At 42.6% G+C, this 26068-nt stretch carries 24 protein-coding genes and 1 pseudogene; 9 read left to right on the plus strand and 16 right to left on the minus strand.

Annotation, left to right across the window (positions count from 1 at the left end; translation table 11 throughout):
* Positions 1-54: 54 nt before the first annotated feature.
* Complete coding sequence (locus RG963_RS12070) at positions 55-1458, plus strand: deoxyribodipyrimidine photo-lyase (protein ID WP_310576531.1); 1404 nt, start codon at positions 55-57, stop codon at positions 1456-1458.
* A 213-nt stretch (positions 1459-1671) separates the two neighbouring features.
* Positions 1672-1869 carry a DUF378 domain-containing protein gene (locus RG963_RS12075; protein WP_310576532.1) on the plus strand — a complete coding sequence of 66 codons (198 nt, stop codon included), beginning with the start codon at positions 1672-1674 and terminating at the stop codon, positions 1867-1869.
* A gap of 166 nt (positions 1870-2035) precedes the next feature.
* Here the strand turns inward: RG963_RS12075 and RG963_RS12080 are convergent, their stop codons facing one another.
* From RG963_RS12080 to RG963_RS12100, 5 genes and pseudogenes are all read right to left on the minus strand, one after another.
* The gene (locus RG963_RS12080) at positions 2036-2527 is read right to left on the minus strand and encodes a peroxiredoxin (RefSeq protein WP_310576533.1); all 492 of its coding nucleotides are present in this window, start codon (positions 2525-2527) and stop codon (positions 2036-2038) included.
* 284 nt (positions 2528-2811) lie between these two features.
* Positions 2812-3501 (minus strand): DUF169 domain-containing protein, encoded by a 690-nt coding sequence (locus RG963_RS12085; RefSeq protein ID WP_310576534.1) that lies wholly within the window; start codon positions 3499-3501, stop codon positions 2812-2814.
* A 172-nt stretch (positions 3502-3673) separates the two neighbouring features.
* On the minus strand, positions 3674-4024 hold the full coding sequence (locus RG963_RS12090) for a NifB/NifX family molybdenum-iron cluster-binding protein (protein WP_310576535.1): 351 nt from the start codon (positions 4022-4024) through the stop codon (positions 3674-3676).
* Positions 4025-4251: 227 nt separating this feature from the next.
* Positions 4252-4566, minus strand: a pseudogene (locus tag RG963_RS12095) (DUF134 domain-containing protein); the annotation flags it as partial.
* Positions 4567-4807: 241 nt separating this feature from the next.
* Positions 4808-5833: a hypothetical protein gene (locus tag RG963_RS12100; protein ID WP_310576536.1), complete on the minus strand. Its 1026-nt coding sequence runs from the start codon at positions 5831-5833 to the stop codon at positions 4808-4810.
* A gap of 136 nt (positions 5834-5969) precedes the next feature.
* On the opposite strand from RG963_RS12100, the gene RG963_RS12105 reads away from it, so the two are divergent.
* The 3 genes from RG963_RS12105 (at position 5970) to nikR (ending at position 8567) form a co-directional block, all read left to right on the plus strand.
* The gene (locus RG963_RS12105) at positions 5970-6299 is read left to right on the plus strand and encodes a pyrimidine dimer DNA glycosylase/endonuclease V (protein WP_310576537.1); all 330 of its coding nucleotides are present in this window, start codon (positions 5970-5972) and stop codon (positions 6297-6299) included.
* Between the two features lie 179 nt (positions 6300-6478).
* Entirely contained in the window at positions 6479-7837 is a 1359-nt protein-coding gene (gene ftsA / locus RG963_RS12110) for a coenzyme F390 synthetase (protein ID WP_310576538.1), read from the plus strand.
* Between the two features lie 307 nt (positions 7838-8144).
* Positions 8145-8567: a nickel-responsive transcriptional regulator NikR gene (nikR, locus tag RG963_RS12115; RefSeq protein WP_310576539.1), complete on the plus strand. Its 423-nt coding sequence runs from the start codon at positions 8145-8147 to the stop codon at positions 8565-8567.
* Between the two features lie 251 nt (positions 8568-8818).
* Here the strand turns inward: nikR and RG963_RS12120 are convergent, their stop codons facing one another.
* From RG963_RS12120 to RG963_RS12130, 3 genes are all read right to left on the minus strand, one after another.
* On the minus strand, positions 8819-9019 hold the full coding sequence (locus RG963_RS12120) for a hypothetical protein (RefSeq protein WP_310576540.1): 201 nt from the start codon (positions 9017-9019) through the stop codon (positions 8819-8821).
* 202 nt (positions 9020-9221) lie between these two features.
* Positions 9222-10946, minus strand: a complete 1725-nt coding sequence (locus RG963_RS12125) for a flippase-like domain-containing protein (protein WP_310576541.1) — start codon at positions 10944-10946, stop codon at positions 9222-9224.
* A 122-nt stretch (positions 10947-11068) separates the two neighbouring features.
* The gene (locus RG963_RS12130; RefSeq protein ID WP_310576542.1) at positions 11069-13231 is read right to left on the minus strand and encodes a DUF2298 domain-containing protein; all 2163 of its coding nucleotides are present in this window, start codon (positions 13229-13231) and stop codon (positions 11069-11071) included.
* A 355-nt stretch (positions 13232-13586) separates the two neighbouring features.
* Between RG963_RS12130 and RG963_RS12135 the strand changes: the two genes are divergently transcribed.
* Positions 13587-15017, plus strand: coding sequence for an aldehyde dehydrogenase family protein (locus tag RG963_RS12135; protein WP_310576543.1), 1431 nt, complete (start codon positions 13587-13589; stop codon positions 15015-15017).
* A 133-nt stretch (positions 15018-15150) separates the two neighbouring features.
* Here RG963_RS12135 and RG963_RS12140 read toward each other — a convergent pair whose 3' ends face one another.
* The 3 genes from RG963_RS12140 to RG963_RS12150 form a co-directional block, all read right to left on the minus strand.
* Positions 15151-15420: a DUF3303 domain-containing protein gene (locus tag RG963_RS12140; RefSeq protein ID WP_310576544.1), complete on the minus strand. Its 270-nt coding sequence runs from the start codon at positions 15418-15420 to the stop codon at positions 15151-15153.
* Positions 15421-15841: 421 nt separating this feature from the next.
* Complete coding sequence (locus RG963_RS12145; RefSeq protein WP_310576545.1) at positions 15842-17176, minus strand: NAD(P)/FAD-dependent oxidoreductase; 1335 nt, start codon at positions 17174-17176, stop codon at positions 15842-15844.
* 407 nt (positions 17177-17583) lie between these two features.
* Positions 17584-19215 (minus strand): flippase activity-associated protein Agl23, encoded by a 1632-nt coding sequence (locus RG963_RS12150; protein ID WP_310576546.1) that lies wholly within the window; start codon positions 19213-19215, stop codon positions 17584-17586.
* Positions 19216-19294: 79 nt separating this feature from the next.
* Between RG963_RS12150 and RG963_RS12155 the strand changes: the two genes are divergently transcribed.
* Together RG963_RS12155 and RG963_RS12160 are read left to right on the plus strand one after the other, a co-directional pair.
* Entirely contained in the window at positions 19295-19588 is a 294-nt protein-coding gene (locus RG963_RS12155; protein ID WP_310576547.1) for a ubiquitin-like small modifier protein 1, read from the plus strand.
* Between the two features lie 24 nt (positions 19589-19612).
* Positions 19613-20806 carry a molybdopterin molybdotransferase MoeA gene (locus tag RG963_RS12160; RefSeq protein ID WP_310576548.1) on the plus strand — a complete coding sequence of 398 codons (1194 nt, stop codon included), beginning with the start codon at positions 19613-19615 and terminating at the stop codon, positions 20804-20806.
* Between the two features lie 217 nt (positions 20807-21023).
* On the opposite strand, the gene RG963_RS12165 is transcribed toward RG963_RS12160, so the two are convergent.
* Positions 21024-21197, minus strand: coding sequence for a DUF5350 domain-containing protein (locus RG963_RS12165; RefSeq protein WP_310576549.1), 174 nt, complete (start codon positions 21195-21197; stop codon positions 21024-21026).
* A gap of 414 nt (positions 21198-21611) precedes the next feature.
* On the opposite strand from RG963_RS12165, the gene RG963_RS12170 reads away from it, so the two are divergent.
* Positions 21612-22328 (plus strand): YkgJ family cysteine cluster protein, encoded by a 717-nt coding sequence (locus RG963_RS12170; protein ID WP_310576550.1) that lies wholly within the window; start codon positions 21612-21614, stop codon positions 22326-22328.
* Between the two features lie 152 nt (positions 22329-22480).
* Here RG963_RS12170 and RG963_RS12175 read toward each other — a convergent pair whose 3' ends face one another.
* From RG963_RS12175 to RG963_RS12190, 4 genes are all read right to left on the minus strand, one after another.
* On the minus strand, positions 22481-23167 hold the full coding sequence (locus RG963_RS12175; RefSeq protein WP_310576551.1) for a 2,5-diamino-6-(ribosylamino)-4(3H)-pyrimidinone 5'-phosphate reductase: 687 nt from the start codon (positions 23165-23167) through the stop codon (positions 22481-22483).
* Between the two features lie 157 nt (positions 23168-23324).
* The gene (locus RG963_RS12180) at positions 23325-24179 is read right to left on the minus strand and encodes a CBS domain-containing protein (RefSeq protein ID WP_310576552.1); all 855 of its coding nucleotides are present in this window, start codon (positions 24177-24179) and stop codon (positions 23325-23327) included.
* Positions 24180-24269: 90 nt separating this feature from the next.
* Positions 24270-24716 carry a universal stress protein gene (locus RG963_RS12185; protein ID WP_310576553.1) on the minus strand — a complete coding sequence of 149 codons (447 nt, stop codon included), beginning with the start codon at positions 24714-24716 and terminating at the stop codon, positions 24270-24272.
* Positions 24717-24735: 19 nt separating this feature from the next.
* Positions 24736-25845 (minus strand): amidohydrolase family protein, encoded by a 1110-nt coding sequence (locus tag RG963_RS12190; RefSeq protein ID WP_310576554.1) that lies wholly within the window; start codon positions 25843-25845, stop codon positions 24736-24738.
* Between the last annotated feature and the right edge of the window lie 223 nt (positions 25846-26068).

Here is a 26068-nt window from a genome sequence, read left to right on the forward strand (position 1 = left end):
TTCTTTTTATTATCCTGATGTTAATTCTATATATTCTGGGTCCTAAAACCATTTATGAACCCTAAACGTATTCGAACTATTATATCCGGGAAACCGGGCAACGGGCCGGTTGCTTACTGGATGAGCCGCGACCAGAGGGTAGACGATAACTGGGGGCTGCTTTTTGCTCGAGTAATGGCGCTGGAGGCAAGTGTGCCTGTAGTTGTAGTCTTTTGTCTGGAGAAAGGGTTTTTAGGATCCAGAAGAGGACATTATGAATTCATGCTCAAAGGATTGCAGGAAGTTGCCAGCACTTTTGCTCGGAAAAAGATCCCTTTTTTCTTCTTGCTAGGAGACCCTGGAATAAGAATACCGGAGTTTGTCAGTGAATACAGGATTGGCACTCTCATTACTGATTTTAGCCCACTTCGGGTTAAGGGGGCCTGGATTGAACAAGTCGTATCCGGAATCGATATTCCCTTCTTTGAGGTGGATGCCCACAATGTCGTCCCCTGCTGGGAAGCTTCTCAAAAACATGAATATGCTGCCCATACATTCCGCCGGAAACTTTATAGGGTTCTACCAGAATTTCTCGAGGAGTTCCCGGAACTTGAAGAAGGTCTTGAATTCTCTAAAATTCCTGCTGGCTCCGGAAAATTGGGGCCTTTCCTGAGCATACAGGAAAGCAAGATTGAAACTCTTCTTCCTTATAAGTTTCTTGAGGAAAATGCTGGTCCCTTCTCTGAACCGGAACATTTCAAACCCGGAGAAAAAGCTGCTAGAAAAATGATGGATGATTTTCTTGCTAAAAAGCTTGACTCCTACCTTACTCTTCGAAACGACCCAACGAAAGATGGAGTATCTGACCTTTCCCCTTACCTCCATTTCGGACAGATCTCGGCCCAGAGGGTCGTTCTTGAGGTGGAAAAGTCAAAAGCTGACCCTGAATCAAAGAAAGCTTTTCTGGACGAGATTCTTGTATGGAAGGAGATTGCAGACAATTTCTGTTATTACAATCCCCTGTATGATAATTTTGAAAGCTTTCCGAACTGGGTAAAAGAATCTTTGAACGCTCACAGACATGATAGGAGAGAGTACCTGTATACGCTTGAGGAGTTCGAAGCAGGAAAGACACATGATCCTCTCTGGAATGCTAGCCAGATGGAACTCCTCAGCAGAGGTAAAATGCACGGCTATATGCGGATGTACTGGGCAAAGAAAATTCTCGAATGGAGCGAATCTCCGGAAAAAGCGCTTGAGATTGCAATCTACCTGAATGACAGATACGAACTGGACGGAAGAGATCCTAATGGATATGCAGGAATTGCCTGGAGTATCGGAGGAGTTCATGACAGGGCCTGGAAGGAAAGGAAAATTATTGGGAAGCTCCGATATATGAGTTACGAGGGCTGTAAACGGAAGTTTAACGTCAACGCCTATATTTCAAAATATCCGGTTCAAGGGGCTCCTGAAGAATAAAAGGGTTCATTTAAAGGGTTAATGTTTGCAAAAAATATCATACCTGAGTTCCCTGGCTTCAATTTTTCTGCTTTTTCACGTTCCTCTTCTTTTTTCCGGTCTTCTTAACTTTGTTTCAGTCATCTATAATAAGGGAAAAATCAACTTATATTATGTGTTTATTATATATCTATCCTCAATAAAATGCGATCAAATGTAACGGGGGTGATAGCTATGGCAGACAAAAGTTCGATTGACTGGCTTGCACTTGTGCTTGTTATAGTAGGCGGCCTGAACTGGGGGCTTGTTGGCCTCTTCGGTTTTGATCTTGTGGCAGCCATTTTTGGGGATATGAGTATACTTTCCAGAATAGTGTACTCCCTTGTGGGGCTTGCGGCAGTTTATATGATCTACTTTGCCACCAAAAAATAAAATAGAAACGAGTTAAAGATAATTTCTTAAAAGCTACTTTCGGGTATAACCCTCGAAAGATGCTATGCCCGGTCAGGCTTCAAATTTCTTTACAACAGGTTGGATTCAAAATGATAGGATACAAAATTATCCTCTTAATTTGATTTTTTTTGTATCCCTTTTTCTCTTATAATTGCGCTTTCTCTTTTAATGCTTTCAGTTCAGAAAGCACTTTTTCGGCATGCCCTGTGGCTTTAACATTGTCCCACACTCTGGAGATTTCTCCTTCTGGATTTATAAGAAAAGTTGTCCTGACAGCGCTTGTAACTTCTTTGCCCCTGAAGGTTTTTGGGTGCAGGACATCATATGTTCTGTGGATATTTGCTTGCTCGTCTGAGAGCAGCTTTATTTTAAGTTCTTTCTTTTCGATAAATAGTCTATGTGATTCGACACTATCCCTGCTAACCCCGATAACTACTGCGTTTTCAGCTTCAAAATCCTTTCTCAAACAACTGAAATTCTTTGCCTCCAGGCTGCACCCAGGCGTGTTATCTCTCGGATAAAAGTACAGGACAACCCATTTTCCTCTAAGGTCTTCAAGGCATATCCGGTTACTATCCTGGTCCAACAGGCAAAAATCAGGAGCTGATTGACCTACTTTCAGTGAAGTTTTTACCATATTTTTTCCCCTGATAAATCCATGCCGCAATATTGCGGCTACTTAATAATCATTTAAAAATTATATAACTTAATCTTATAATTTTAAATTCTATTTAATATGGCTCTGTAGAAATCCGCTGAAATAAAGAATCTCCGTTAATTTGAACTGAATGACCATTCATTTTCAGTCTTTGCAGCTGATTTAGATAGCTTTTCTACAACCGAATTTTTATTTTGGAAATCTTACTAAAGGGCCTGAACCTCAAGAAGTCTTCATTTGAAGGAAAGATGCAGGTTTATATTTCATTTAGGACAGATTTCCTTAAGACCAGCGACCACATCAGCAAGAAGTTCAACGGGAATTCCCATTATCATTTCTTCGTCTGTAATCTTGGTGTAATTCCTGCTGCCGCTGCAACCGACCGTAACTCCGATTTTGCCTTCTTTATATGTCTTCACAACGCCGTCAGAGCACAAGCTCTGTTTTCCTGCGAAACTGGTTTCAATTCTGCCTCCAGCCTTGTACATGAAAGCCTGTGTAAGTAGCATAATTTGCCTTGGGTTGCAGATAACCACAACGACATCAGGAGTAAATGAGGTTTTTTCCAGAGGGGCGTACAGGATAGCTTCTGTTGAGTTCGGAGGAAGCTTAGGGACCATCTCAATGGTGCGCCGTGCGGCACTCTGCGTGCTGAACTGTTTGAGTCCTTTATAATAGAATTCTCCACTGGCCACTTTTGCAGGCATTTCCCCGATACCCATTGCACCGGCTCCACCTTTACACATCTGGTCTTCGCCAAGGGTATAGAACTCCTCGCCAGTTCTTCTTACTCTGTCAACCAGCTGGCAGTGCCTCATAGCCTCGTCTACTTTTTTAATTCCATCGGGAATTTCTCCTCCTGTCGGAATTAATTTTACTGCAACAGGGGATGTCTTAAGTTTCAGACATTCAATCATTTCCTGTCCGTAGCTGTTTATTTCTTTTACATCCATATTTTTAACTCCGATATTAACTTTTTTCAACATTTAAATTCCACGTTCTGCGCCTGCACACAAAACGATCACTTCAATATCAGTAATAAAGCACAGATTTTGATGTGATTCATTAGTGCTTTGCCCTTGCAGGAATCATATGGTTCCGGCCAGGTATCGTTTATCAGATCCTTTAGTGGTGCGAGCAATTGCAGGTGCCAGTTGTAGATAACTCCTGCAGCAGCCCATTGTTATAGTCCTGAACAGCATCGGAAACTTTGCCTGTCGCGCCTGCAAATACCTTGATCTTCTTTTCCGCCAGCGACATCAGCGGCCTTCCGCCGATGCCCAAGACAAGTACGGTATCGACATTGTGCGATTTCAGGACGATCGCCGGAGCAGCACAGTTGTGCTCGCCGTCAGGAGACACGTTGCTTACCGCCTCAATGTTCTCAATAGCTTTGTCCTGTACATCTACAATGGTGAAATATTCGCATGAGCCAAAGTGGGCACATACGTCAGATTCCAGTCCACTGTCACTCATTGATGGTATGGCTATTTTTGTCATTTTTTTACACTTCCTGCTTTATTATTTACCGCTGCTTTTCTCCCGTTTTTGGGGCAGCAATAATCGTTCTCAATAAACCTCTTTCCTCTCCCGTCGCCGCCGATGCGGTAAATTCCTTCGGAACCACACTTCGGACAGCTTGAGGGGCGTCCTGTATTGCACTGTAGCTCCCACTCATGCTCGCATGCTTTACAGAGGAATTCGACCTTGCACTCGCTGCTATTTACGTACTCTCCTCCAGAGATCTCGATCGCTTTTCCGTTAACGAGGGCATCAACCACTTTCTGTCGGGCCTTTTGCAAGTCGTTCCAGAAAGTTTTCCGGGAGATCCCCATCATATCAGCGGCTTCGTTCTGCTCGACATGGAGGAGGTCACAAAGGCGGATAGTCTCAAGTTCTTCTATGGATAAGTTGATAATTTCGAGATCGCAGAGCGGGATTTCTCTGGGCTTGTAATAGGTGGCCTTCGGGAGGCACGATACCCTGCGCTTAACTCTATTGACCATCAAATTACACATATGCGATGTATTATATATAGTTTTCTAAATTCGGTGATTCTCTTTAAAATATTTTAATATGTGTGCCTTGATCAAGTCATTGACGAGCAGGATGAACGCAAAATACCTCTCGGTCCCGGAACAGGAAAACTACAAAACAATAGGGAGTGCTTCAACTATTATGAAAAATCTTGAAAAATAGATAAAATGAACTATATAATTGTTTCTTTTGATGTGGCATATATATCTTTTGTTTTGAAGCTCATTTTTTACGTTTCCAGGGGAGCACTGCAGCTTCAAATGTCAGAAGCGGCCCTGCAAACCATCCAGCCCATAAAATAAGTCCGGCTATACCAAGGAAAAAGAAACAAAGCCGTTTTTTTACCGATCTTGAACCATATTCCTCATCCATCAGGCTTAAAATCAGAGCAATGGCTCCAAGCCCCAGACTGGCTAAAATCAGAAAGATAGTAATAAAAATTTCGGGGGAATATGAACTCTTATTTAGTGAAATAAGCATCTGAAAAGCGAACGATAATGCAGTTCCCAGAAAGAAGAAGCCTGCAAGAAATCCGGAGATGCGCGCAGGATTGAAACCGGCTACAACTTCCCTTTTAATGAAAAGTGCCATAAGACCTGCTGTGAGAGTTATTCCCAATGGAGCGAAGATCGAAAATAGGCTCTGCCCCTCCCAGCGGTAAAGTTTTATCTGGCTCAGGGGAACAGATACCCATTCCTTCAAGGTAAATATTTCTTTATACCCAATAACTATCCCGTAATTCCCTTTTCCCTGTGCAGAACCGGCTACAGCGTAATATTTCCCGCTTTTAGGAGCTTCCAGATCAGCCTTGGCAAGAGAATAAAAGGCACTCGGGGAAAATGCTTCATAAACCGGGCTTTCAGGCAGTTCACCGGGAAAAACCTTTACCCCATATCCTTCAGGTACTTCCGCTTTCTCAGGTATTTTTCCCTCATTTGTAAGGCCAGGTCCCATAAGAATCAGATCCGGAGTAAATCCCTGTCTTCCCTGTTCAACGGGAACAATGAGCCCGAGTGCAATCCTCTCCCCCTGTTTCATCTCAAAACTATAGTAACGGAAATCTCCGGGAGCAAGCTGCCCATAAAAGACCCTGGATTTCGCAGGGTTTTCAATGGGAATTGTAGTCTCAGGGCTTTTGCCTTCCCCTCCGAAAATCGGTACGTGGGCAAGCGCAGGAGTGAAATAAAAGTATATAGCAGTCAGAAGAAGCAGAAAAATGCAAGAACGTCGGAATATCCACCGTCTCATAAACTATATCTTCTCGCTAGTATGTAAATATGTATAAGAACAAAAAATCAGACACAGAATCTGAAACTTAATTTCCGGATTAAGTTAACTCTTCTCCATCCGAAACCCTTTCTTAAATGTGCTCGGAATTTATCTTATGAGAATCTGGGACATACCTCCTGAGAGGTTATGCAGGCAGCACCTCCTAGGGGAACACCGTGAGCTGCATGCTTTATGGTCAATTATTACCAATAATAAAAAGGGATATGTCCATCATCCCGAAACCATGCGCTGGAGGGGAAAGCTCAAAGCTCTTTACCTGAGACATGAAGTCATGGTCGAAGAAATGAAAAAACGCGGTTACAAACACAGCACTCCTCTCGATCCCGCACTTGCGACAGGAAACGCTATCCAGGACGAGTTTGTGAATTCTTATGAGGAACAGGTCCGGATCCTGAACGAAAAAGGATGTGAGTGCAGAGTTTAAACCTCCTCTATCGGGTTTTTCGACTGTTTGCGTACAGATGTCTCCATCTTCGAAGTCTCTTTAACAGACCAGAAATGTTGATTCCTTAAAAAACAGGAACTTCAATAAACTGTTCATCTTGAAAGCCAATAAATAGCAGGCTTTTTCTATGTCTGATTATTTCAGTTACGGTGGTTTATTTGGATAGCTCAAGACCTTATTTCAATCCTGAAATAGAAACCCTGGACCGGGGAGAACTTGACGCTCTCATCGAGGAGCGGGTGCGGTATACGGTAAAATATTCGGCAGAAAATTCTCCTTTTTATAGAAAATGGTTTAAAAGTAACGGTGTAGACCCGGCTGAGATTAAAACGCATGAGGATCTTCTGTATCTTCCCGTGATCTCGGGAAGGACTATTCGGGAAAACCAGCCCCCTGAGACAGGGGATTTTATGTTTCGGAGTGTGGGCTGGGAGGATGTTTTCACTATCCATGAAACCAGCGGAACCAGCGGAACTCCTAAGAGCTTTTTCCTTACATGGGAAGACTGGGAACGCTATGCGGAAAAATACGCTCGCATTTTCAGGTCACAGGGCTTCGGTCCGGGGGACAGGGTCGTTGTCTGTGCTTCTTATGGGATGAATGTGGGGGCAAATACCATGACTCTTGCAGCCAGACATCTTGGCATGAGCGTCATTCCTGAGGGCAAATGTACTTTTCCCCTGCGTGTTATCGAAGCCTATAGACCTACAGGCATCGTAGGCAGCGTATTCAAGCTCCTCAACCTTGCAAGGCGGATGCAGGCAGAGGGTATTAATCCTCAGGAATCAGGCGTAAATAAACTGGTCGTGGGAGGAGAAGCCTTTGCTGACGAGTCAAGAAACTACCTTTCTGAAATCTGGGGCTGCCCTGTGTACAATACTTATGGAAGCACGGAAGGAACGATGTGTGGAGAGTGTAATGAGATTTCCGGGCTGCATGTGCCAGAGGACTTTGTCCACCTTGATGTTTATGATCCTCATATAGAAAATTTCGTGCCTGACGGAGAATGCGGTAGAACAATTCTGAGCACACTCCTGCCTGTAGGGGCAAAAGCAGGGAATATTCTTTTAAATTATGATACGGAAGATACGACTGTAGTGATTACACGCAAACAATGCCCCTGCGGAAGGACTCATATGAAAATTATGACCCCGCAGCGAGAGGCAGAAACTGTGTGGGTTGAGGGTGCTCCCTTTAACCGCGTAGACGTGGAAAGGGGCGTCTTCCAGCGTGAAAACATGGACTACCTGACCGGAGAGTATGAGGCTTTTCTTTATGGTGAAGAAGATGAGGGGGAAACTGTACTCCGTGTCAGCATGGAGTGCGAAAATCCTGACACGTGTGACCGAGATCTCATAAAAGAAAACTTTATCCGTACCTTCCTCAGGTATAAGCCTCCCCTTTCCAGGGCTTACAACGAAGGCACCTTCAAAATCGCGTTCAATTTCACAGACCCTCGGGGGCTTGAGTTGAATAAGATCAGGGGTAGGCCTAAAAGGCTTGTGGACAGGCGGTAAAGGCAGAAGCTGCTGGGAAATTATATTCAATACATTTTTTGGAAAGTCTCGTTAAAAAAGAAGCTAGTTAATGCTTCTTTTTAATCTTTTACCATATTTTTATATTTTTTTTCTTCAACAGGCAAGCTCATTTATTTTTTCTGTGAGATATATTCATTATTCCCAAACATTAATATTACTGAAGAGTGAATTACCTTTTAATCAACTCTTTTATATTAGTGACTATGTGAAAAAAACATATATAGTGCTACTTACAATAAGCTAAAGTATTAACTTGCAGATAAATCCGAGATTACCTGGTGATACGATGGAAACAGAACTTATGAGGATAGGGGTTTCTCTTCCCGATACCCTTCTGGGTAAATTTGATGAGATTATTGAAAAAAGAGGTTATTCTTCCCGTTCGGAAGGCATAAGAGACGCCATCAGAAGTTATATTTCCTATTACGAATGGATGGGTGACATTAAAGGCTACCGTGTCGGAACTGTTTCGGTTATTTACGACCACACGAAAAGAGGGCTTTCAAATGCCCTTGCAGATATCCAGCATCACCACTCTCACCTGATAAAATCCTCAGTGCATATCCACCTCGATCATGACAATTGTTTTGAAGTAATTGTCCTGGATGGAGACGGCGAGGAGATTAAAGAACTTGCCGAAGCTATAATGTCCCTGAAAGGGGTTAAATTCTCAAAGCTCACTACTGTAGCATCAAACGATAAGATCTGACCTCCCCTGCCAGGGTAGGAATTAACATTCTAAGCATTGAAAGAAATCGGACCAAAAAAAGGGAAAAATCCCTCCTGATTTCTTCAATTCAAGCCTTTTCAAATTGTTTTCCAATGTACTTCAGGAGCAGACTCCCTAATTCGGTGAAGTCATAGATCTGGAAACTGCGTTCTCTTCGCGAGTCCATGAGGCCTCCTTCCTTTAGAAGCTTAAGATGATAGGAAAGGGCCAAATGCTTCTGGTCCGGCACTCTACAAGGACACCGACACACAGGCTCTGAACTTCGAGAGCTTTGAGAATCCTAGCCGGGTCGGATCTGCAAATACCTTATACAGGCTAACGATTTCTCCCACATCTTCATTTATTGCCTTATGCAGGGCCTCAAGTACATCTTCCGGAAGACGATATGCATCCTTAACTTCTATTATTCTTTTCTCAAACAGTTCTTCCACTTGATCATCAGTTCGAATAAAGCATGTGGTTATTGTTTTAATTCTTTGTGTTAAAGCTTTCAGTTACCTCTTCGATTCTAAGTTGCTTTTGTTTTTTAGTGAGCCCAGGGGCTTTCCTACCATGTTTCTTTATCCCGATATCTTCCAGTGCTGAAAGGCTTTAACAGTCTGCTTTTAACGTATTTTCCCGGTTAAGTTTACCTCACCCTTTTAAAATATCCTTATCCGTACAAAGCACTTCTTTCCACCTTAGTCCGAGTTCCGAGAGAGCAAAACCGCCTCCTATCAGAGTAATTGAGTTCTTTATTATATGATCAAGTACGGCAACGGTAAACCCAATCTCAGGTTCAATTCCTCCAAGCCCGAAGACTGCAGTAAGGGCAACTTCATATGTCCCGATAGCTCCAGGCGTTATAGGAAATATTTTTGCAATATTTCCGAGAGCTACAGCCAGGAAAATCAGAGATATCATGTATGTAGAAGAGAGGCTCACCCCTACTGTCGGAAAGGATTTAAGAACCAGAAAGCAGGTAAAGATATCTATTCCCCATATAAGAAGGGAAGATGCGGTCACTGCCAGAAACGCGCCTGGACGTACAGCAACAATACTCATCTGGCGGAAAAAAACGGATGCAAAGCCCTTTATCTTTCCAAAGCGCCCATCTGGATTATTTTCTGGTTTGAGTGTTTTTTTGGCGCGGCCCTCCCTGAAAGATACAACAAAAAGGGTTGCAAAAAAGAGGACTACTGCTAGCTCGGAAAGTTTTATCAGGTAGTCCATCCAGGGAGCGAGTTCGAAACGGGATGCAGCGCCTGAAGATGCAAGTATTGCTATGGAAGTAATTGCAACTATATCAAAAACTCTTTCTACAGTCAGCGAGGAAAGGCTCGTTGTAAGGGCAAGGTCTTTGCTCTTTTTCAGGATATACATCCTGCTGAGGTCTCCTATGCGTGCTGGGAGAATTACATTAGCAGACTGGCTAATAAAAATGCTGCCTGTAAGAAATCCAAGCCCGTATTGATTTCCGAGCCTTTTTAGAATCTGCTGGAATCGGATTCCCCTAACTGGCCAGGAAATACAGTATACAAGAGAAGCGAGGGCAAGAATTCTGAAGGATGCATGTTTAACATTTTCCAGAATATCGGATGCACCCAGAAAAGTTGCAGCAAATGCAAGGATCAGAACTGCAAGGGCAGCTGTTAGAACTATTTTTCCTTTTCCAGAAATAACGAGAGGGGGTAAGAGTTCCCTCCAGAGCCGGAATATCTCGGAACCCATCCCTTTGACATCTTTTACCATATCGACCTTGCTTGACCCTCCATGCCTCCAGTAGACCGGAAACTCCATAACTCTGTATCCTTTTTGCTGGGCTCTTACGAGCACTTCAGTATCCCAGAACCAGTGTTCATTCTCTATTTCGTCGAGAAGTTCAAAGAGAGCTTCTCTCCTGAAAGCCTTAAAGCCACACTGGTGATCATAGAGTTTTGAGCGCAGAAAAAGCCTTACCAGAAAATTATATCCCCTGCTTGCAAACTCCCGCTTAAAAGGCCTTTTTGCATCGCTTTCATGCATCATTCTCGAACCTGTGGCAAAATCATACCCATCCAGGCTCACAGCCGTGATCAATTTTTCCAGATATTTCATATCTGTTGCGAGATCCACGTCGATATAGCAGAGAACTTCTCCTGAAGCAGTCTTAAAAGCCCTACTCAGGGCTTTTCCCCGACCCTGGCGTTTATCCGAATGCAGGTGAACAGCATAAGCGTACTGTCTCGCGAGATTTGAAGCTATTCGGTCTGTACCGTCCGTGCTCCCATCTTCTGCTATGATGATCTCGAATTGATCAGTTATTTTTAAAAGTGTCTCCGCTGTAACGAAAACGGCTTTTTCGATATTCGCGGCTTCGTTATAAGCTGGTAAAACCACCGAAACGCTGGTAATGGATAAAACCTCTTTATTTTCATTCCGGTATTGGAGCAAATTTAGGAGTTGTATAAACGGAATTTTATACGAATCAGAGTTTGAAGCTCCCCAAAACCAAAAACTCATCATTCTTTTCTTATTTTATAAATCTGGACTGAGCCCCGATAAACCGGCTCGAAATAAGTTTCGTCCTCGAACTTATCCGTCCTTACATCATATATCTGCCTTTCAAGCTGACCGATATACACATAGCTTACGTTATATTTATTCATAAGCTCAAGAGCTTTTTTTTTACTGCCAGTACTGTAAATGGAATTTACGTCTTCAATCCTTGCCCTGACTTCTTCAGGGTCTCTTCCCCAGAATCGCTCATGCCTTGCCCAGCCAAGAACCGTAGGGAGTCCGGTGTTTGCAGAGATCCTGGATGTATACCTGTAACTGCTATCATCCTCAGAAGCTTCAAGAATTACCGGAGTTCCCTCGATATTTTGCTGTATCCATCTTATGGCGTCGTAATCCCCTCTATCCAATCCTTTCATGTATCCCATCCCATCGAGAGTAGGTTCTGCATTCATATCCTCTATTCTCGTAAAGGTTGATACTACAGGAAAAACGCTGCATGAAAGAACCAGGAGCACAAGTGAAAATGCCCAGGCTTTTCTTCCGTAAATCCTTTTCGAAGGCAGGCCGTTCGCAGGCCAGGTCCTGTAACGAGAGCGAAGTTCGTAGTATGAATAAGAGGCCGAAATAGCCAGGAAGATCCACAAATGCATGTAAAATTTAAAAACCGTGTTCATGCGGGCAAAGCTCCCCGAAATGGGATCATCGAGGTAAACAATTTCGCAGATAAGGGCAATGAAGGAAGCTGCTGCTATTAGAAGGGATACAAATCCTGCATTGCTTCTTTCCGGAAGGTCTTTCAGGAATGTAAAGAGAGAAAGGGCAAGTAGGGGAAAAAGGATTACAAGCAAGGGGATAGACCATGCCCTTGAAAGAATTGCAGAGATTCCGATCCACAGGATGAAATATCTGATCTTTCTTCTGGAGTCCAGCTGGGTCATAAGGAAAGAAAAGGTCAAAAAAAGGAAAAGGCCGAATAAAATAAGGAATTTATCAATTGTTGTCCTGAGCTCCAGTGCAACAAAGTCAAATCCTCCCGCTGCCTGAGGTTTAAAGGACATGTAAAAGGGCAGATATGGAAGAAAGCTGAATACGGAAACTAGAGTAATTGTTCCGAAAAATCCGGCAATTGAACCGGATAAATTCTTGTTATAGGTATAGTGCCCGTAATAAAAAGCAAGAATAACCGCAAATGTCAGGCCGAAATATATCGGGAAATCCCAGGAATTGGAAGGGAATAAAAAGCCAAGAGATACCGAAAAAAATAGGAATGCCAGAATACTTTCAAACACCTGGTTACAGTCTTTCCTGAAATATATGTTCAGAAGGGCCGCAAGTACAAGAAGCTGGAACGGAATTGCAAGCACATGAGAATGCAGGTCCCCGTGTATGAAACTGAAATAAGGGAATTCGTTTATTGTATAGGGTATGACTCTCGAACTGCTCCAGTAGTATCCCATTGAAACCGGCTCTTTGATGAAATATACTGATACGAATTCTATAAGCCCCTGCAAGTTTCCGAGCAGAATCCCGGCTCCTGCAGTAAGGATTCCATACTTGATTTTTCCATGAGTGAGATTATACCCGAACCCGAAAAGGAGATTGAAGGAAAGGGCGAAAGTAAGTGCGATTGCCAGATTGAAGAGAATAGATGGTTCGACAGAACAGAGTTTTCCCGGAACTCCCACCGAAAGGTATCCTAAATAGTAATAAAAATCGAGAGACCCGCCTGAAAACCAGGGGTCTGCAGGGGGAAATGAGGAAGTTCTTATTATTGCATTCAGAAAAGCAAAATCCATAAACTTTTCATGCCTGTAAATTTCAGGGAGGTAAATGCGTATAAGCAGGAAAAAAAAGAATGCTGCAGCGAATACAAGCTCACTTGAGAACATAATCTTCTTTTTTGGTAAAACCTTTTGTTTCAGATAGACAATCGTCGATATAAGGCAAAGTAGAAGTACTGAGATCAGGATCGTGCTCCTGTTGAAACCCCATACGTACGAAAGAATCCAGGACATATAAGCGACAAGCACGATTCCCAGGGTCCGGGCTGCAGAATATCCTCCGTCAGCAAGCCTGTTTCCAGCTGCCCTGGCAAGAGGTATGGAAATTAAGCCCAGGATTTCTATGAAAATAAACCAGAAAATTACGTGAAGGTATTCTAGCACTGTTCTCTTCCCTGTAAAATCAATTGTTTAACGTGCAGCTCTAAAGCCCATTATCTTAAAGTGCACCTTCTATGAATGAGCTGTATTCGAAGTCCTGACCTTTTTATTGACTCCAAAAATTGAAGCCTATGGAAGACTTTTAATAATCGTCAATCCGCTTACCCAATTTCCCCAGTTTTGATTTTATTAAGAGGAGTATCGATAATATGTATTTTGTAAATGGGTTTATATCTCTATCGCATGAGAATACTGCTCTCCTTCCATTTTTTTTATTTTTTCACTAACTCTCAAATTATTATTTCTAAACTGTTCTGTCTTGTAATCTTAAAATAGGTCTTTGCAAATACTGATAAATATGAAAATGCAGATTAACGGAAAAGCTATGGAAGCATGTGATGGCGAGTTTTTCGATATTATAAACCCGGCAACAGGTGAGCTTATCGACCGGGTCCCCAGAGGCACAGGCGAGGATGCGGCAGTAGCTGTTGAAGTTGCATCGTCAGCTGTCTGCGGCTGGGCTTCCACAGCTCCGCAGCAAAAAGCAGGGATTTTTTACAGGGCTGCAGAGATTACAAGACTGAGAAAGGATGCGCTTGCTGTTCTGCTTACTAAAGAGCAGGGAAAACCTCTTGCTGAAGCTAAAAACGAAATAGAAGGTTTTGCAAACGTCCTTGAATACTATTGCGGGCTTGCAGGCAGTCTTAGGGGAGATTTCATTCCAGTCCCTCAGAATGGATATGCTTTTACCGTAAAGAAACCCCTTGGGGTTTGCGCAGCCATAATTCCCTGGAATATGCCTGCTCTTATTATGGCCTGGAAGATTGGCCCTGCCCTGATTTCCGGAAATACGCTTGTTCTGAAACCTGCAAGCAACACTCCTCTTACTAATCTTACCCTGGCTTCTATTCTAAGCGAAGCAGGGCTTCCAGCAGGTGTGTTGAATGTAGTTACAGGCCCTGGTGAGGTTGTGGGAGAAACGCTAGTTAAGAGCCATAAAGTAAAAAAAATATCTTTTACCGGAGAAGCCAGAACTGGAAAACGAGTAGCTGAGCTTGCAGTCGGCGGGATGAAAAAAGTAACCCTTGAGCTTGGAGGAAGTGATCCTATGCTGGTCTGTGATGATGCTAACCTTGAAAATGCAGTTGCAGGTGCCCTGAAAGGGAGGTTTTACAATTGTGGCCAGACCTGTACTGCCGTCAAGAGGGTATATGTTTTCGAATCCATAGCCGAAGAATTCATAAAAAAACTTGAAGCAGGAATCCGAAACTTAAGGGTTGGAAACGGAATTCATGAAAACATCGATATGGGGCCCCTTAATAACCGCAGGCAATGGGAATTTATAAAGGAGCTCGTAGCCGAAGTCGAGGTAAATGATGAAGGGAGGATAGTTACAGGCGGCAGGGTTCCAGAAAATAGTGCCTGTAGCAAGGGATATTTCTTTGAGCCTACACTTGTTGTAGATGTCCCTGGGGAATCCAGGCTTTTGAAAGAAGAAGTATTTGGCCCGGTGCTGCCTGTAGTCAGAGTAAAAAATCTTGATGAGGCAATCGAAGAAGCGAACAGTACCTGTTATGGGCTTGGGGCTTCTATCTGGACTAAAAATTTAGATCGAGCCCGTCTCGGGTGTGAGCAATTGAATGCAGGAATTATATGGATAAACCAGCACCTTAAAGTAGCTCCTGAAGTTCCTTTTGGGGGAACCCGGGAAAGCGGGATCGGACGAGAGAACGGACCTGATGCCCTTTCTGAATATCTGGATCTAAAAACAATAATGTTAAAAATCTGACTTACGGAGTAAAAATAGGCTCTGACAGAGCTTTATGTTCGGAAAGAATGAAATAAAAGTTTCTCGATGAGCCAATTAATATACAGCTCATCGGGCTGTTTTTTCTGTAAAACGCATCAATAAGTTATGGAGCTTATTTTTTATATTTGGGCAAAAGCTGCATGAATTCGGAAGCTTCCATAACAGGCACACTGTCAATTATGCAGATATCCGACCAGGGTAGGTTGAAAGCTCCGTAAGCCTCGGCACTTTCTGCTTCGTAAAGAATATAAAATCGGTTTCCTGAAAGGTCAATCCACTGGTTAATGACATCGATTCCTTCTGGAATCTCCAGTTTCTTAAAATGTTCAAGGATCTTGTCGCGGCTCGAAGGGTCCCAAGTACTAACGTCCATGAATAACATCTTTTACCACTCCTCTTATTTTGTACGCTGCCCAATACCCCTTCCCGGAAGCTCAGGCAGCTTTTTTACAGCGTCTGGGACATTTTTGAGAGCTAAGCTTCGATAGAAAACATATCTATTCTCTATGCCATCCCCACAAACGCGGTTTTGACCCGAAAGCCCCCAAAATGCCGATTAACGGCAGAAGTCCAGATTTTTTTAGGTTTTCACTGTCTTTTCCTTATTCATCATCGCCAAAATCCCCATAAATGATAAATCCGGAAGGACAGGTAATCATGCAGAATTTCTTTCTGCATACAGGTACAGACAGTATATTATCATCCCTTAGACTATATAATAGTTCGTCCTGAGAGACTATATTAAGTCAGATATATGTCCTCTGCATACGAAATTTTTGATGAAAATCTTAGAATCAGCTTTCTCAGTCGAGCCAACAAACATCACAATTCTCATCTTTTTTTATGAAGAAGTTTGCAGATTCAAATCCGGCTTTTATAGATCCGTTCATGCTTCTTTCCGGGTAGTTGGTTGATGAGAACATTCCTGCAAGGTAAAGTCCGGACGGGCCAGCAGCAAATGGCAGGACTTTTTCGAGATACCCTTGTTCATACACAGGCGCGGTGTCCATTCTGCGGAATAATTTTGCCCAGTGAATATCTGCCCTTGAAAAATCAGGGAACATTTTTTCCAATCCCTTCAGGTAGGAATCCAGAACTTCTTCTTCCTTCTGCATCCATAGAACATCCTTTTCATTCTGGAAATAGGAAGTTACATAGACAAGGTGCTCTCCATAGTCCTCAAAAGGCATAAAATTTGTGTGCTCAATTACAGCTCCAAAAGGCACATCAGCTTTTATGTTCAACCAGTAATTCCCGTTTTCCATAAGCCTTTTGTCAAGCCCGATCAGGGCACATGCAGTTCCTTGATAACGAATACTTTGCAGGGTTTCGTGGAGAGCCCCAAGTTTGCCTTTCGTGAGCGCGTCCAGTGCTCCGGGTTCAACAGTTGAAATCACTGCATCACAGGCGATAAAGGTTCCGTCAGCAATCACTCCCTGCACTATATTGCCCTCGATAACGATTTCCGTTATCTCTTTATTTTCCAAGATCTTCCCTCCCTGTGCAGTTATTTCTCTTTCCAGAGATTTTATCAGGGAGTTGAAACCTCCTCTCAAGTATCCTAATTTTTCTCCTTCTTTTCCCCTATCTGATCTTATTTTCACACGCCCTATAAGCCAGGCTGCAGAGATATTTTCAGCATTTTCACCGAATTTGCTTTTCATAAGAGGGGCAAAAAAATTTTCATATACTGATTTTCCCGCATTATCAATAATCCAGTCTTTAGCCTTTATTCTGTCATAGGAAGTAGTATCATTTATTATCTTAATTCTAAAAACTAGCAGGCCAAGTTTCACCAGATTAGTAACAGAAAGAGGGTTAAACCTTAAAATTTCAGGAGGGGTATTCATAGGATAATTTTTACCGTCTACAAAATAGGCATTTTTCCCCTTAAGCCACAGCATCTGTCTTTCAAGTCCCAGTTCATTTATCAGGGCAAGAAGTTCCGAATCGCTCCTGAAGATATGGTGGTAATATTTTTCTATAAAATACTTTTTCCCGGTATAATCCTGGCAATAACTTGCGGCCATCCCCCCGATCTCCCTATCTTTTTCAAAAATAATGATCTCATTCGATTTACATAGCTTATACCCGGCTGACAGTCCTGCAAGCCCACTTCCTATTATTATGATTTTCATATCCGCTTTCCCTTTTGTCCGCTATAACTTTTAATCATTATTCTATGCCCTTTACTATTTACAAACCCTTTTCTTACTATAGAAAAAACTAAAGTTTTATATCTCTTTTTCCACAACTCGTATAATCTGTATTTCTCTACAAGCCCCTTTAAATATCGATATTCTTGGCCGTTATATATGCTTTAAACTCATTTATATTAGATAAGTGAATATATTAGTTGCGGAATATCGGGTCGTCTTGAGGCTGGAGGATAAAGAGGTGTATTACGACCAAGACGTCAACTCTGTTTTTGAGAAACTTGGGGTATCAGATGCAGGTTAATTTTTACTGCGTCCAATAATCTTTCAATAGCTCTTTTTATCTCGGGACGTAGTTCCCAAAAATATTGACCTTTCTTTTCAGGATATCATCTGTTCTTTTCAAGTTTTTTATTGTAATAGAGGATAAAATCTCTTCCGGGGCGCAGGGTAAAATTATAGGAAGCGTATTCTTCTTTTGAGATTTCCCTGTACATTTGATACTCTGCAGGCATAATTATTGCATCGTACTCTTTGTTCACCGGAGGTTCTGTATAATACGCTGCTTTTTCGTAGTCCCTAAGGTACCACGGCAGAGGCCAATAAAGATTCTCAGAGTCTACAACATATATCCTCAGAGTCTCAGGTCCACTGTCGAATCCCTCTATTTTCTCCATAATTTCCCTGATATCCGGAGTTGCTTGTGTGTATGTCATCAATTCATCAGGTTCCATACTCCTGTAGAAATTTACGGAAATACATTGAACCAGGGATATTGTCAGCGTGAGTGCCAGAATCCCTGCAAGCAGGATACGAGTTCTGGAACGTTTTATTTCTAAAGTGGGTTTTTTGTCTGTTCCGGAACTCATGTCTTCTGGCCTGAGCAAATTCTCATGTTGCCTTTTTTCAGACGCTCGGGGAAAAAATTCTCCCAGGTAAGCCCCTGCTAAAATCCCAAAGGGCAGAATAATGTGCACTACAAGCCAGGGGACTTTTTCCTGGAGATAAGAATAAAGCATCAGACTTACAACTGCCCAATAAGAGAGGAACAGGAAAAAGGGAGCATTTTCATCTTTCTTTTTCAGAAAATGGATAAGGCCCAAAGTTCCAAAGAGGATGATCGGGCTTTCATATACGAGAAGAATGGGAATATAATAATAAAAGGGGCCTCCAATGCGTTGAATTTTGTGCATTTCCATCCAGTGGGAAAAAGCCTTTCCCACAATCGAGAAAAGAGACTCCTGATATCTGAAAAGACTTGTATAAAATAGCATTACAATGAAAATGAAAAGAACCCCTGAAAGAAGGATTTCAGGAAGGAAAGGGGAAATAGCTGAACTTTTGAGAACTAGAGCCTTCTTCAGGCTCAGTTTTTCTTTTTTCCAGTCTGAATAAAACCTGTACAGAAAGTAAATTCCCGCATAAGCTCCGAACATCAAAATGACCAGATAGGCGTTTTCTTTTGAGGATACAGCAATGGCAAGGGAAGACGCGGCAAGGATAAGATAAGGGTATCTCTTTGAACTGCAAAGGTTCTCAAGGTAGCGGGTTACCCCTATAACAGTAGCCAGGGTGCAGAAAACAATGATCATGTCATTTCTAAAAAACCTTGAAAAATATACCATGCTCGGAGAAAATGAAAGCAAAAAAGCTGACCAGAGTACTCCCCTTTTTCCAAGTTCTTTCCTTAGTAAAAAAAGTAGAGAGGTTGTAGCTACCCCGAAAAAGACAGGAATCAGGCGTGCTGTAGTATCGTTTATTCCCAGGAAATAAAAGATAGCAGCGGTGGAATGGAAAAGAAAGGGGCCGTGATAAGCTGGATCATAGCTATATTGTCCTGTTTCGAGAAGTTTAAGGGTGAAACTGGCGTGTATGCTTTCGTCATGATGAAAAACTCGTTCTCCAAGATTAAACAGTCTTATTAATAAGGCAAAAAGGATGATTAAAAGCCCAAAGATCTTATATTTTTTCTCAGAAAGCACTGGCGAGTTTTCAATATAGTCTTCCTGACTTTGCTGCATCGTCTCCCAAACCCTCCAGCGTAGCTGTTTCTTTATGGGCATAGGTCTATTTAAGGGATAGGGTGAAATAGTCTATCTCATGGCTGAGGTAAAAATCAAATTATTTGCAAATTTGCGCGAAGCTGCAGGCACATCAGAACTACAGCTTTCAGGAGGAAAGGTTGTTGATGCCCTTTTATCCCTCACCGAAAAATATCCCGAGCTAAAGAGCCTTATTTTTGAGAAACCCGAAGGAGAAGGTTGGACTCCTGTTATATGCGGTTCCATTAATATCCTTATTAACGGAAACAATGTCAGACACCTTGACGGTCTTGACACTCTCCTTTCGGATGCCGATGAAATCGCAGTTCTGCCTCCTGTTTCCGGGGGCTGATTTTTTCTTCAAGGGAGGAAGATCATGGGCAGGATATTCAAAGAACGAACGTCAGTTGATGAAGCTCTGAGGCTTTTCCTTGAGAATATTTCTCCTATCCGGAAAACAGAAGAAATTCCACTCGAGACCTGCACAGGTAGGGTGCTGGCAGAAGCTGTAATCTCAGGAAGAAATGTGCCTCATTACCGGCGCGCTGCTCTGGACGGGTACGCTGTAAGGGCTTCAGATACTCTCGGTGCTTCTCCTGCAAACCCTGTCCTGTTACAGCTTTCTGACCGGGTAGAGGAAGGAAGTTCTATCTGGGTACATACAGGGGCTGCAATGCCGAAGGGTGCCGACGCAGTCGTGATTGTCGAGGATACGGCTACAGCAGGAAATATTATTGAAGTCAGAGCCCAGGTCTACCCTAACAGGAACGTGGGGCAGGTCGGGGAGGACATAAAAAAAGGAGATCGGGTTTTTGAAGAAGGGCACCTTCTTCGTCCGTGTGATGCAGCTGTGCTTGTATCCCTTGGCTTTGACAGGGTGAAGGTTTTTCGAAAACCTGTCATTGCGGTTATTCCCACGGGGGATGAGCTGATAAGCCGCGAGAAGAGTGGAGATGTCCCGCCCCCGGGCATGGTGCTTGAGAGTAATGGGCTGATGGCTGCCATTTATGTGAATAAATGGGGTGGGATTCCTCGATACATCGGGATAGTTTCTGACCATCCAGATAGTATAAAAAAAGCAATAGAAGCAAATCTGGATACCGATATGATCCTTCTTTCAGGCGGAACCTCGGTAGGGAAAAGAGACCATGCCCCTCAGGTTGTGGCATCTCTCGGAGAGGTGCTTGTACACGGTATTGGAGCCAGCCCTGGAAAGCCTGCAGCCCTCGGCATTATAAATGATGTCCCTGTAGTTTGCCTTCCAGGTTATCCGGTTGCCGGACTCGTTGCCCTCTATTTCTTTGTTCGCCCCGGAATCCGAAAACTGGCAGCAATCCCAAAAGTTCCTGAACTCATCCTTAAAAGGCGCTTGGCTGCAAAAATCAGTTCGAAAATTGGATATGTTAATTTTATCCGTGTTATCTTTGAAGAGGACCGGGTGCGCCCCCTGACTGGTGCCAGAGCCGATGTCCTGAGTTCAGTTGCAAAGGCTGATGGGTTTGTGCTGGTACCCGAAAATGTTGAAGGGTATGAAGAAGGAGAGGAAGTGGATGTCTTCTTAATCGAATGATAATACTGCGTTGGTTGTAATCTGTTTTTGTGGAGCAATGATAACGAAACTTACTAAACTGACAATTTGATTGGTAATGTTTTACTTTCTATTGTTACTGTCATAAAATAGGTGATCTCACAATATTCACATTAAACAGAAAAAAGCCAGCTAAGTAAGATTCCGATGTACTTAAAAAAATAATATCCAAAAAAGTTAAATGAAAAAGCCCTTAAAATCACTTTACAAGGGCTTTTGCAGATCTTCTGATGAAGCGTCTCTTGTGACCTGAAGAAGTGAAGCGCTGTGCAGGTCCTGGGTGTGCCTTTTGAGCCTGTGACCTCTGGACCTTGATTACTTTGCCTTTTCTGCCTTTTACTTTTACCCAATCAATGCTGCCGGTTTTGCCCATTATCATTCCTCTTTATATTTCAATTTAATTTTCTATAAATTTATTAGTAATTTATTACGTACAATATTCACATGAAATATTTGCTTATTGCTGGTCACTGCCGATTGCCGCGGATTTTCTTTTCTCCTCGGCAGTGTTTCAACAAACAGGTATTTCCTGATTCGATAACGTTAAATCGATAATTCTCAATGATACTTAACGGAATATCTGATATTCCTTGAAGCCCGAAAGTGCGAATTTATAAATGTCATCAAGCCTTGGGTTTATCATAGAGAGAAATGCTAGTAATTAAATGTTACGGACATGGGCTTAAAATAAGGCATAAAGCTGTGGAAAAATGCATATACATACAAATATACAATCCAAATATTAAGGTAGTACAACCCGAATATTGCAGAATCCTTTTCTTAAAAGGTGATTAGCGTAAAAAACGAGAGTATCGAAACCAGGCTTGCAGACGCACGAGAAGAAATTGCGGGCGTAAAGAAATTTCCTGACTCTGAGTTCGCAGGCATTATCAAAGAATTGGGGTTCAGGTGTGAACTCTGTGCACGCTGCTGCACTAAAGAGTTTAACGACCACGTTTTTCTTCTCGATGCAGATCTGGCTATCATAAGGCAAATAAATCCGAATGTTATTGCCCCTGCCCCTTATTATGAGTTTTGCGACCAGAAGGGCAGGTTTTACGTTTCAGGCTACGCCCTGAAAACAAAGCCTGATGGCTCCTGCATTTTCCTTGATAATAAGCGCTGCAAAATTTATGAAAGCCGCCCTTCAATTTGCAGGGTCTATCCTTATATGCTCCACCGGGAAGCTGACGAATCGGGCAAGGTAGATTGGCGCCAGATAAGTGGTTTAAATGAGCATGGGAGCTATCATTCGGAACTTAAGGACTCTGAATGTAAAGCAATTGCCCGGGAAACCAGGGCTTATGAAGAAGCTTATCTGAGACAGATGATCTGCTTTTTTGAGGCTGTGGAGGTTCATTTCAGAAAAAACGACCTGAAACATGTCCAGAAAATATATGACCGCAGAATGCGAGAATTCCTTAAAGGCGGATGCGAGCTTGAAGTCTTCGTATATTGTGAGGGCAGGTTTGAGAAACATAATCTTAAACCTGAGATTAATTAAAGACCAGTAAAAATCAATTGGTAGCTCGATAAGAGTACTAAAATTCAGTTAAATAATAATTCAACAGGAAAATAAAGGTTTAACAAAGCAAATAAGGGCTAAGTTATACTTGGAATAACTATTGACGGCAAAAGGAAATTAGAAATAATCTCTTACTTCTTTTTACCTTTTATTTTCCATTTAAGGAGTACTCCATTTTCTATTTTTTCGGATGAGAGCAGTTCAAGCTCAAGAAGTTCGGCTTCTGAAAATCCCTCTCCATCAGTAAAAGTTGGGGATGTAGCCCCGCCTATGATAAGGTTTCCCACAAAAGTGTAGATTTCATCAACAAGGCCTGCGGAGAGCATGCCCCAGTTAAGGGTTGCACCTCCTTCCACCATAAGAGTGTTTATGCCTATTATCTTTAATTTTTCTGCAAGTTCTGAAAGGTCGACTTTCTCAGTCCCTGTTTGGATAATTAAAGCTTTTTTTTCCAGCTTTTCTACATTTTCTGCAGGCGCAGAATTTGAAACGGCAATGATCCTTATTCCTTCTCCTTTTTTGAAAATATCCGCATCAAGTGGGGTTCTCGCGGTGCTGTCCACAATAATCCTTACAGGGTTTTCGCTTTTCCCGGCGGCTTTCCTGGCAGCTTTTCTTTCCGGAGATTTTACCGTCAGGCTTGGATTATCTGAAAGGACAGTTCCTATCCCTACCATAATTGCATCTGTCCGGGCCCTGAGCTCATCTACTCTTTCAAAATCAAGTTTTCCGGAGATACTGACCTGTTTCCTTTCTTTTGTTGAGAGTTTGCCGTCGGCTGACATAGCAGAATTAATCAAAATAAAAGGCCTGTCCATTTTTCTGGCTCCTGAAAAAAGTATTTACCAGAGGCACCTTCCGGAAAAACGCCTCCTGACTGAAAATTTTTGATTTGGTTTCAATAGCGTATTAACTGGTTTTTTTTCGCTCATGTTAAAAGGTTTCGCTTTCTTGGAAGCCGAACTTTAACCTGAATTATTGTATTTCTACTAGAGGCTTCAGGAGATCATGGTCTCTCAAAAGTCCCTGAAGCTTGCGGTTTGAATTGATGATCGGGATCTGGTCAATCCGGTTTCGCTTCATTTTCCTTGCACAGTCGCTGACAGATGCAATATAGGTGGCTGTGATCGGTTCACGGATCATTACATCGCCTCCGATCATGTTGGGGACCTTAATCCTTGATACGCTATAGTAGATGCTCATGGTGTCTCGCATTGATTCCCAGGTCCAGGCATCATCGTCCTTACCTGCAGACATGTCGGACATCTCTACACTATCCTCAATTATACTGGCAGCAATGACGTCGCGATCTGAGATAATTCCTACGAGTTCCAGGTTTGCATCAAGTACGGGGACAGCCTTGACGCCTGCAAGCTCCATAATCCTGGCAACGACAGGTAAAGGTGTTTCGCTGTAGATGGCAACTACTTCTTCTTCTACGTAGTCCTTGATCGGAATATCAATGTTCATGTCAGCAATTGTGCCCACAACATCTGCCACCGTAACAAGTCCTACAAGTTTCCCTTCATCTACTACAGGAAGCCTTCTTATATCGTGTTCCAAAAGCAGGCGTGCTGCGGTCTGCAGATCCGATCCAGAGGATATGGTTATCGGATCCCGTGTCATAAGAAGGGCCAGTTGTTCTTCTTCAGGGTTTTGTAAAAGGTTTGTCCTGGTTACGATTCCAACAACTCTGGAATCTTTAAGTACCGGAACCCCTGAGATATGTTTGTTCTTAAGAACTTTAAGAACTTCATCCCTTGAACCTGGAAGGGTTGCGCTTGCTACGTCCCTTACCATAATATCTTCAATGAAGATGTTTTTTGGCATGTAATCTACACCTGTGTATACTCTGAATCCTGGTTTTCTTTCTCTTATTTCTTTTCCCAAAAGGCTTCCCGTTGACAGAAAGTCTTAACTTTATTCTTCACTCCTGACGACCAGGACCGGGACTTTTGAACCTCTTACTACCTTTTCTGCAACGCTTCCCATTAGAAATCTGTCGAGTCCGGTTTTGCCGAGGGTGCCCATAACTATCAGGTCAGCATTATTGTTCTCTGCGAAATCTATAATCTCAGTGCTTGGGTGCCCTTCCCAGATGACTTCTCTTACTGCTACCCCTGAGGCTTCCCCACGCTCCTTAACTTCGAAGATTGCTTTCTCCCCCTCCTTTCTCAGGATTTCGTACATTGCTTCCCAGCCTGCATCCATCGGTATCGAGGAAAATGAAGATGTATCTACCACGTAAAGAGCGTGAACCGTGGCTCCGCTGAGTTTTGCAATTTCAATCCCGTAAGATATAGCCTTCTTGCTATTGTCGGATCCGTCTGTTGCAATCACTATGTTCCGGTAAAAGTCGCTCGTCATATTTTGTTCTCCATTTGCTTTACGAATGAAGTACCGATAGTATGTCATCGGGTCTTGCTCTTCTTGTGATTCCACTGATGGGGTTCTTTATCCCTGTAAGATTATTCGAACTTCCATTCAGGATCATAACATTAGCTTTATTCCCCTTTTTTATTGAACCCGTGGAATCAGACCCCATTATAAAAGAACCATTAAGTGTGCAAATTTTAAATACTTGCCTATCCTCAATTGAAAAAATTTTAGACATAAATTCCATTTCAGAAAACATATTTACAGAATTTAACATTACATTATCCGTTCCTGCAGCTACCTTTATTCCGGCCTCCAGCATCTCGGCAATAGGTGCCATTCCGGCCCCTGTGATAAAATTAGACCTGGGGCAGACGACAATTGGAATTCCTGCATCAGCCACGGATTCAAGATCCCTTTTTGTAGCATTTGTTAAATGAATAAGCAAATCCGGCTCAAGAGATAGTGCTTTTTCTATGTCACTTCTATCTTTTTCTCCTGCATGCACTGCAAATAATTTTTTGCTATGCCGGGTACAGGTTGCGATCTCTTCCAACAATTCGAGATCAAGGTCGTTTGTCCCGCTCATTCCAAGTCCGTTGCAACGCAGAAGAATTCTTCTTACTTCGTCCAGTACCGCTTGAGGGGGCAATTCAGGTTCTGCGGGCCTCCCCAGTACCATGGAATAAAGTTTTAGTCCTTCAAGAGCTTTATTCAGGGCTGCAACCCCTAAAACCCCTCCTTCTCTAAAATCCGCAAACGCACAGGTCCCGGTTTCGATCATATCCAGCAAAGAACTTCTCATGCATTCGATCAGGGTTTTATATGACGTTTCTCTTAGAATCTTATGTTTTAATCCGTCAGGAGGTTTTACAAGAGAATCCAGATCTCTTTGATTCCGAAAGCCGGATATTTTTCCCAGAGGAGGGTCTTTAAATACTGAATCTCCAAGGTGGGTATGAGCATTGACAAAGCAAGGAGCTATTATGTTGCTGGAATATGTACGCTCCTCTCCGACCTCCGTTATTATTCCTTTATTTACGCAGATATATCCCTCAATGGGTTCCAGCTCGGGGCCTGCAATAATCGTTCCGGAAATTACCTGTTCAGTGCCGTAAATATATACGCACCTCCGCTCCTTCTCAAATTCCTCTGCTCAATTTACGGAAGAGCAATCATATGCATAATATATAACTTTTCCTTTAAATTTTTATATTACGATAATCTTTTTGAGGGTGCAGGATCGTTCGAGTATTTTCCTTATACGTTAATATCTTCTTAATATTTTTTCTCAAAAAAGTGGATCTTGAATATATATATTTTTTAAATATATGCTCAAGTAT

Source organism: Methanosarcina baikalica, assembly GCF_031461075.1.
Lineage (GTDB): Archaea > Halobacteriota > Methanosarcinia > Methanosarcinales > Methanosarcinaceae > Methanosarcina > Methanosarcina baikalica.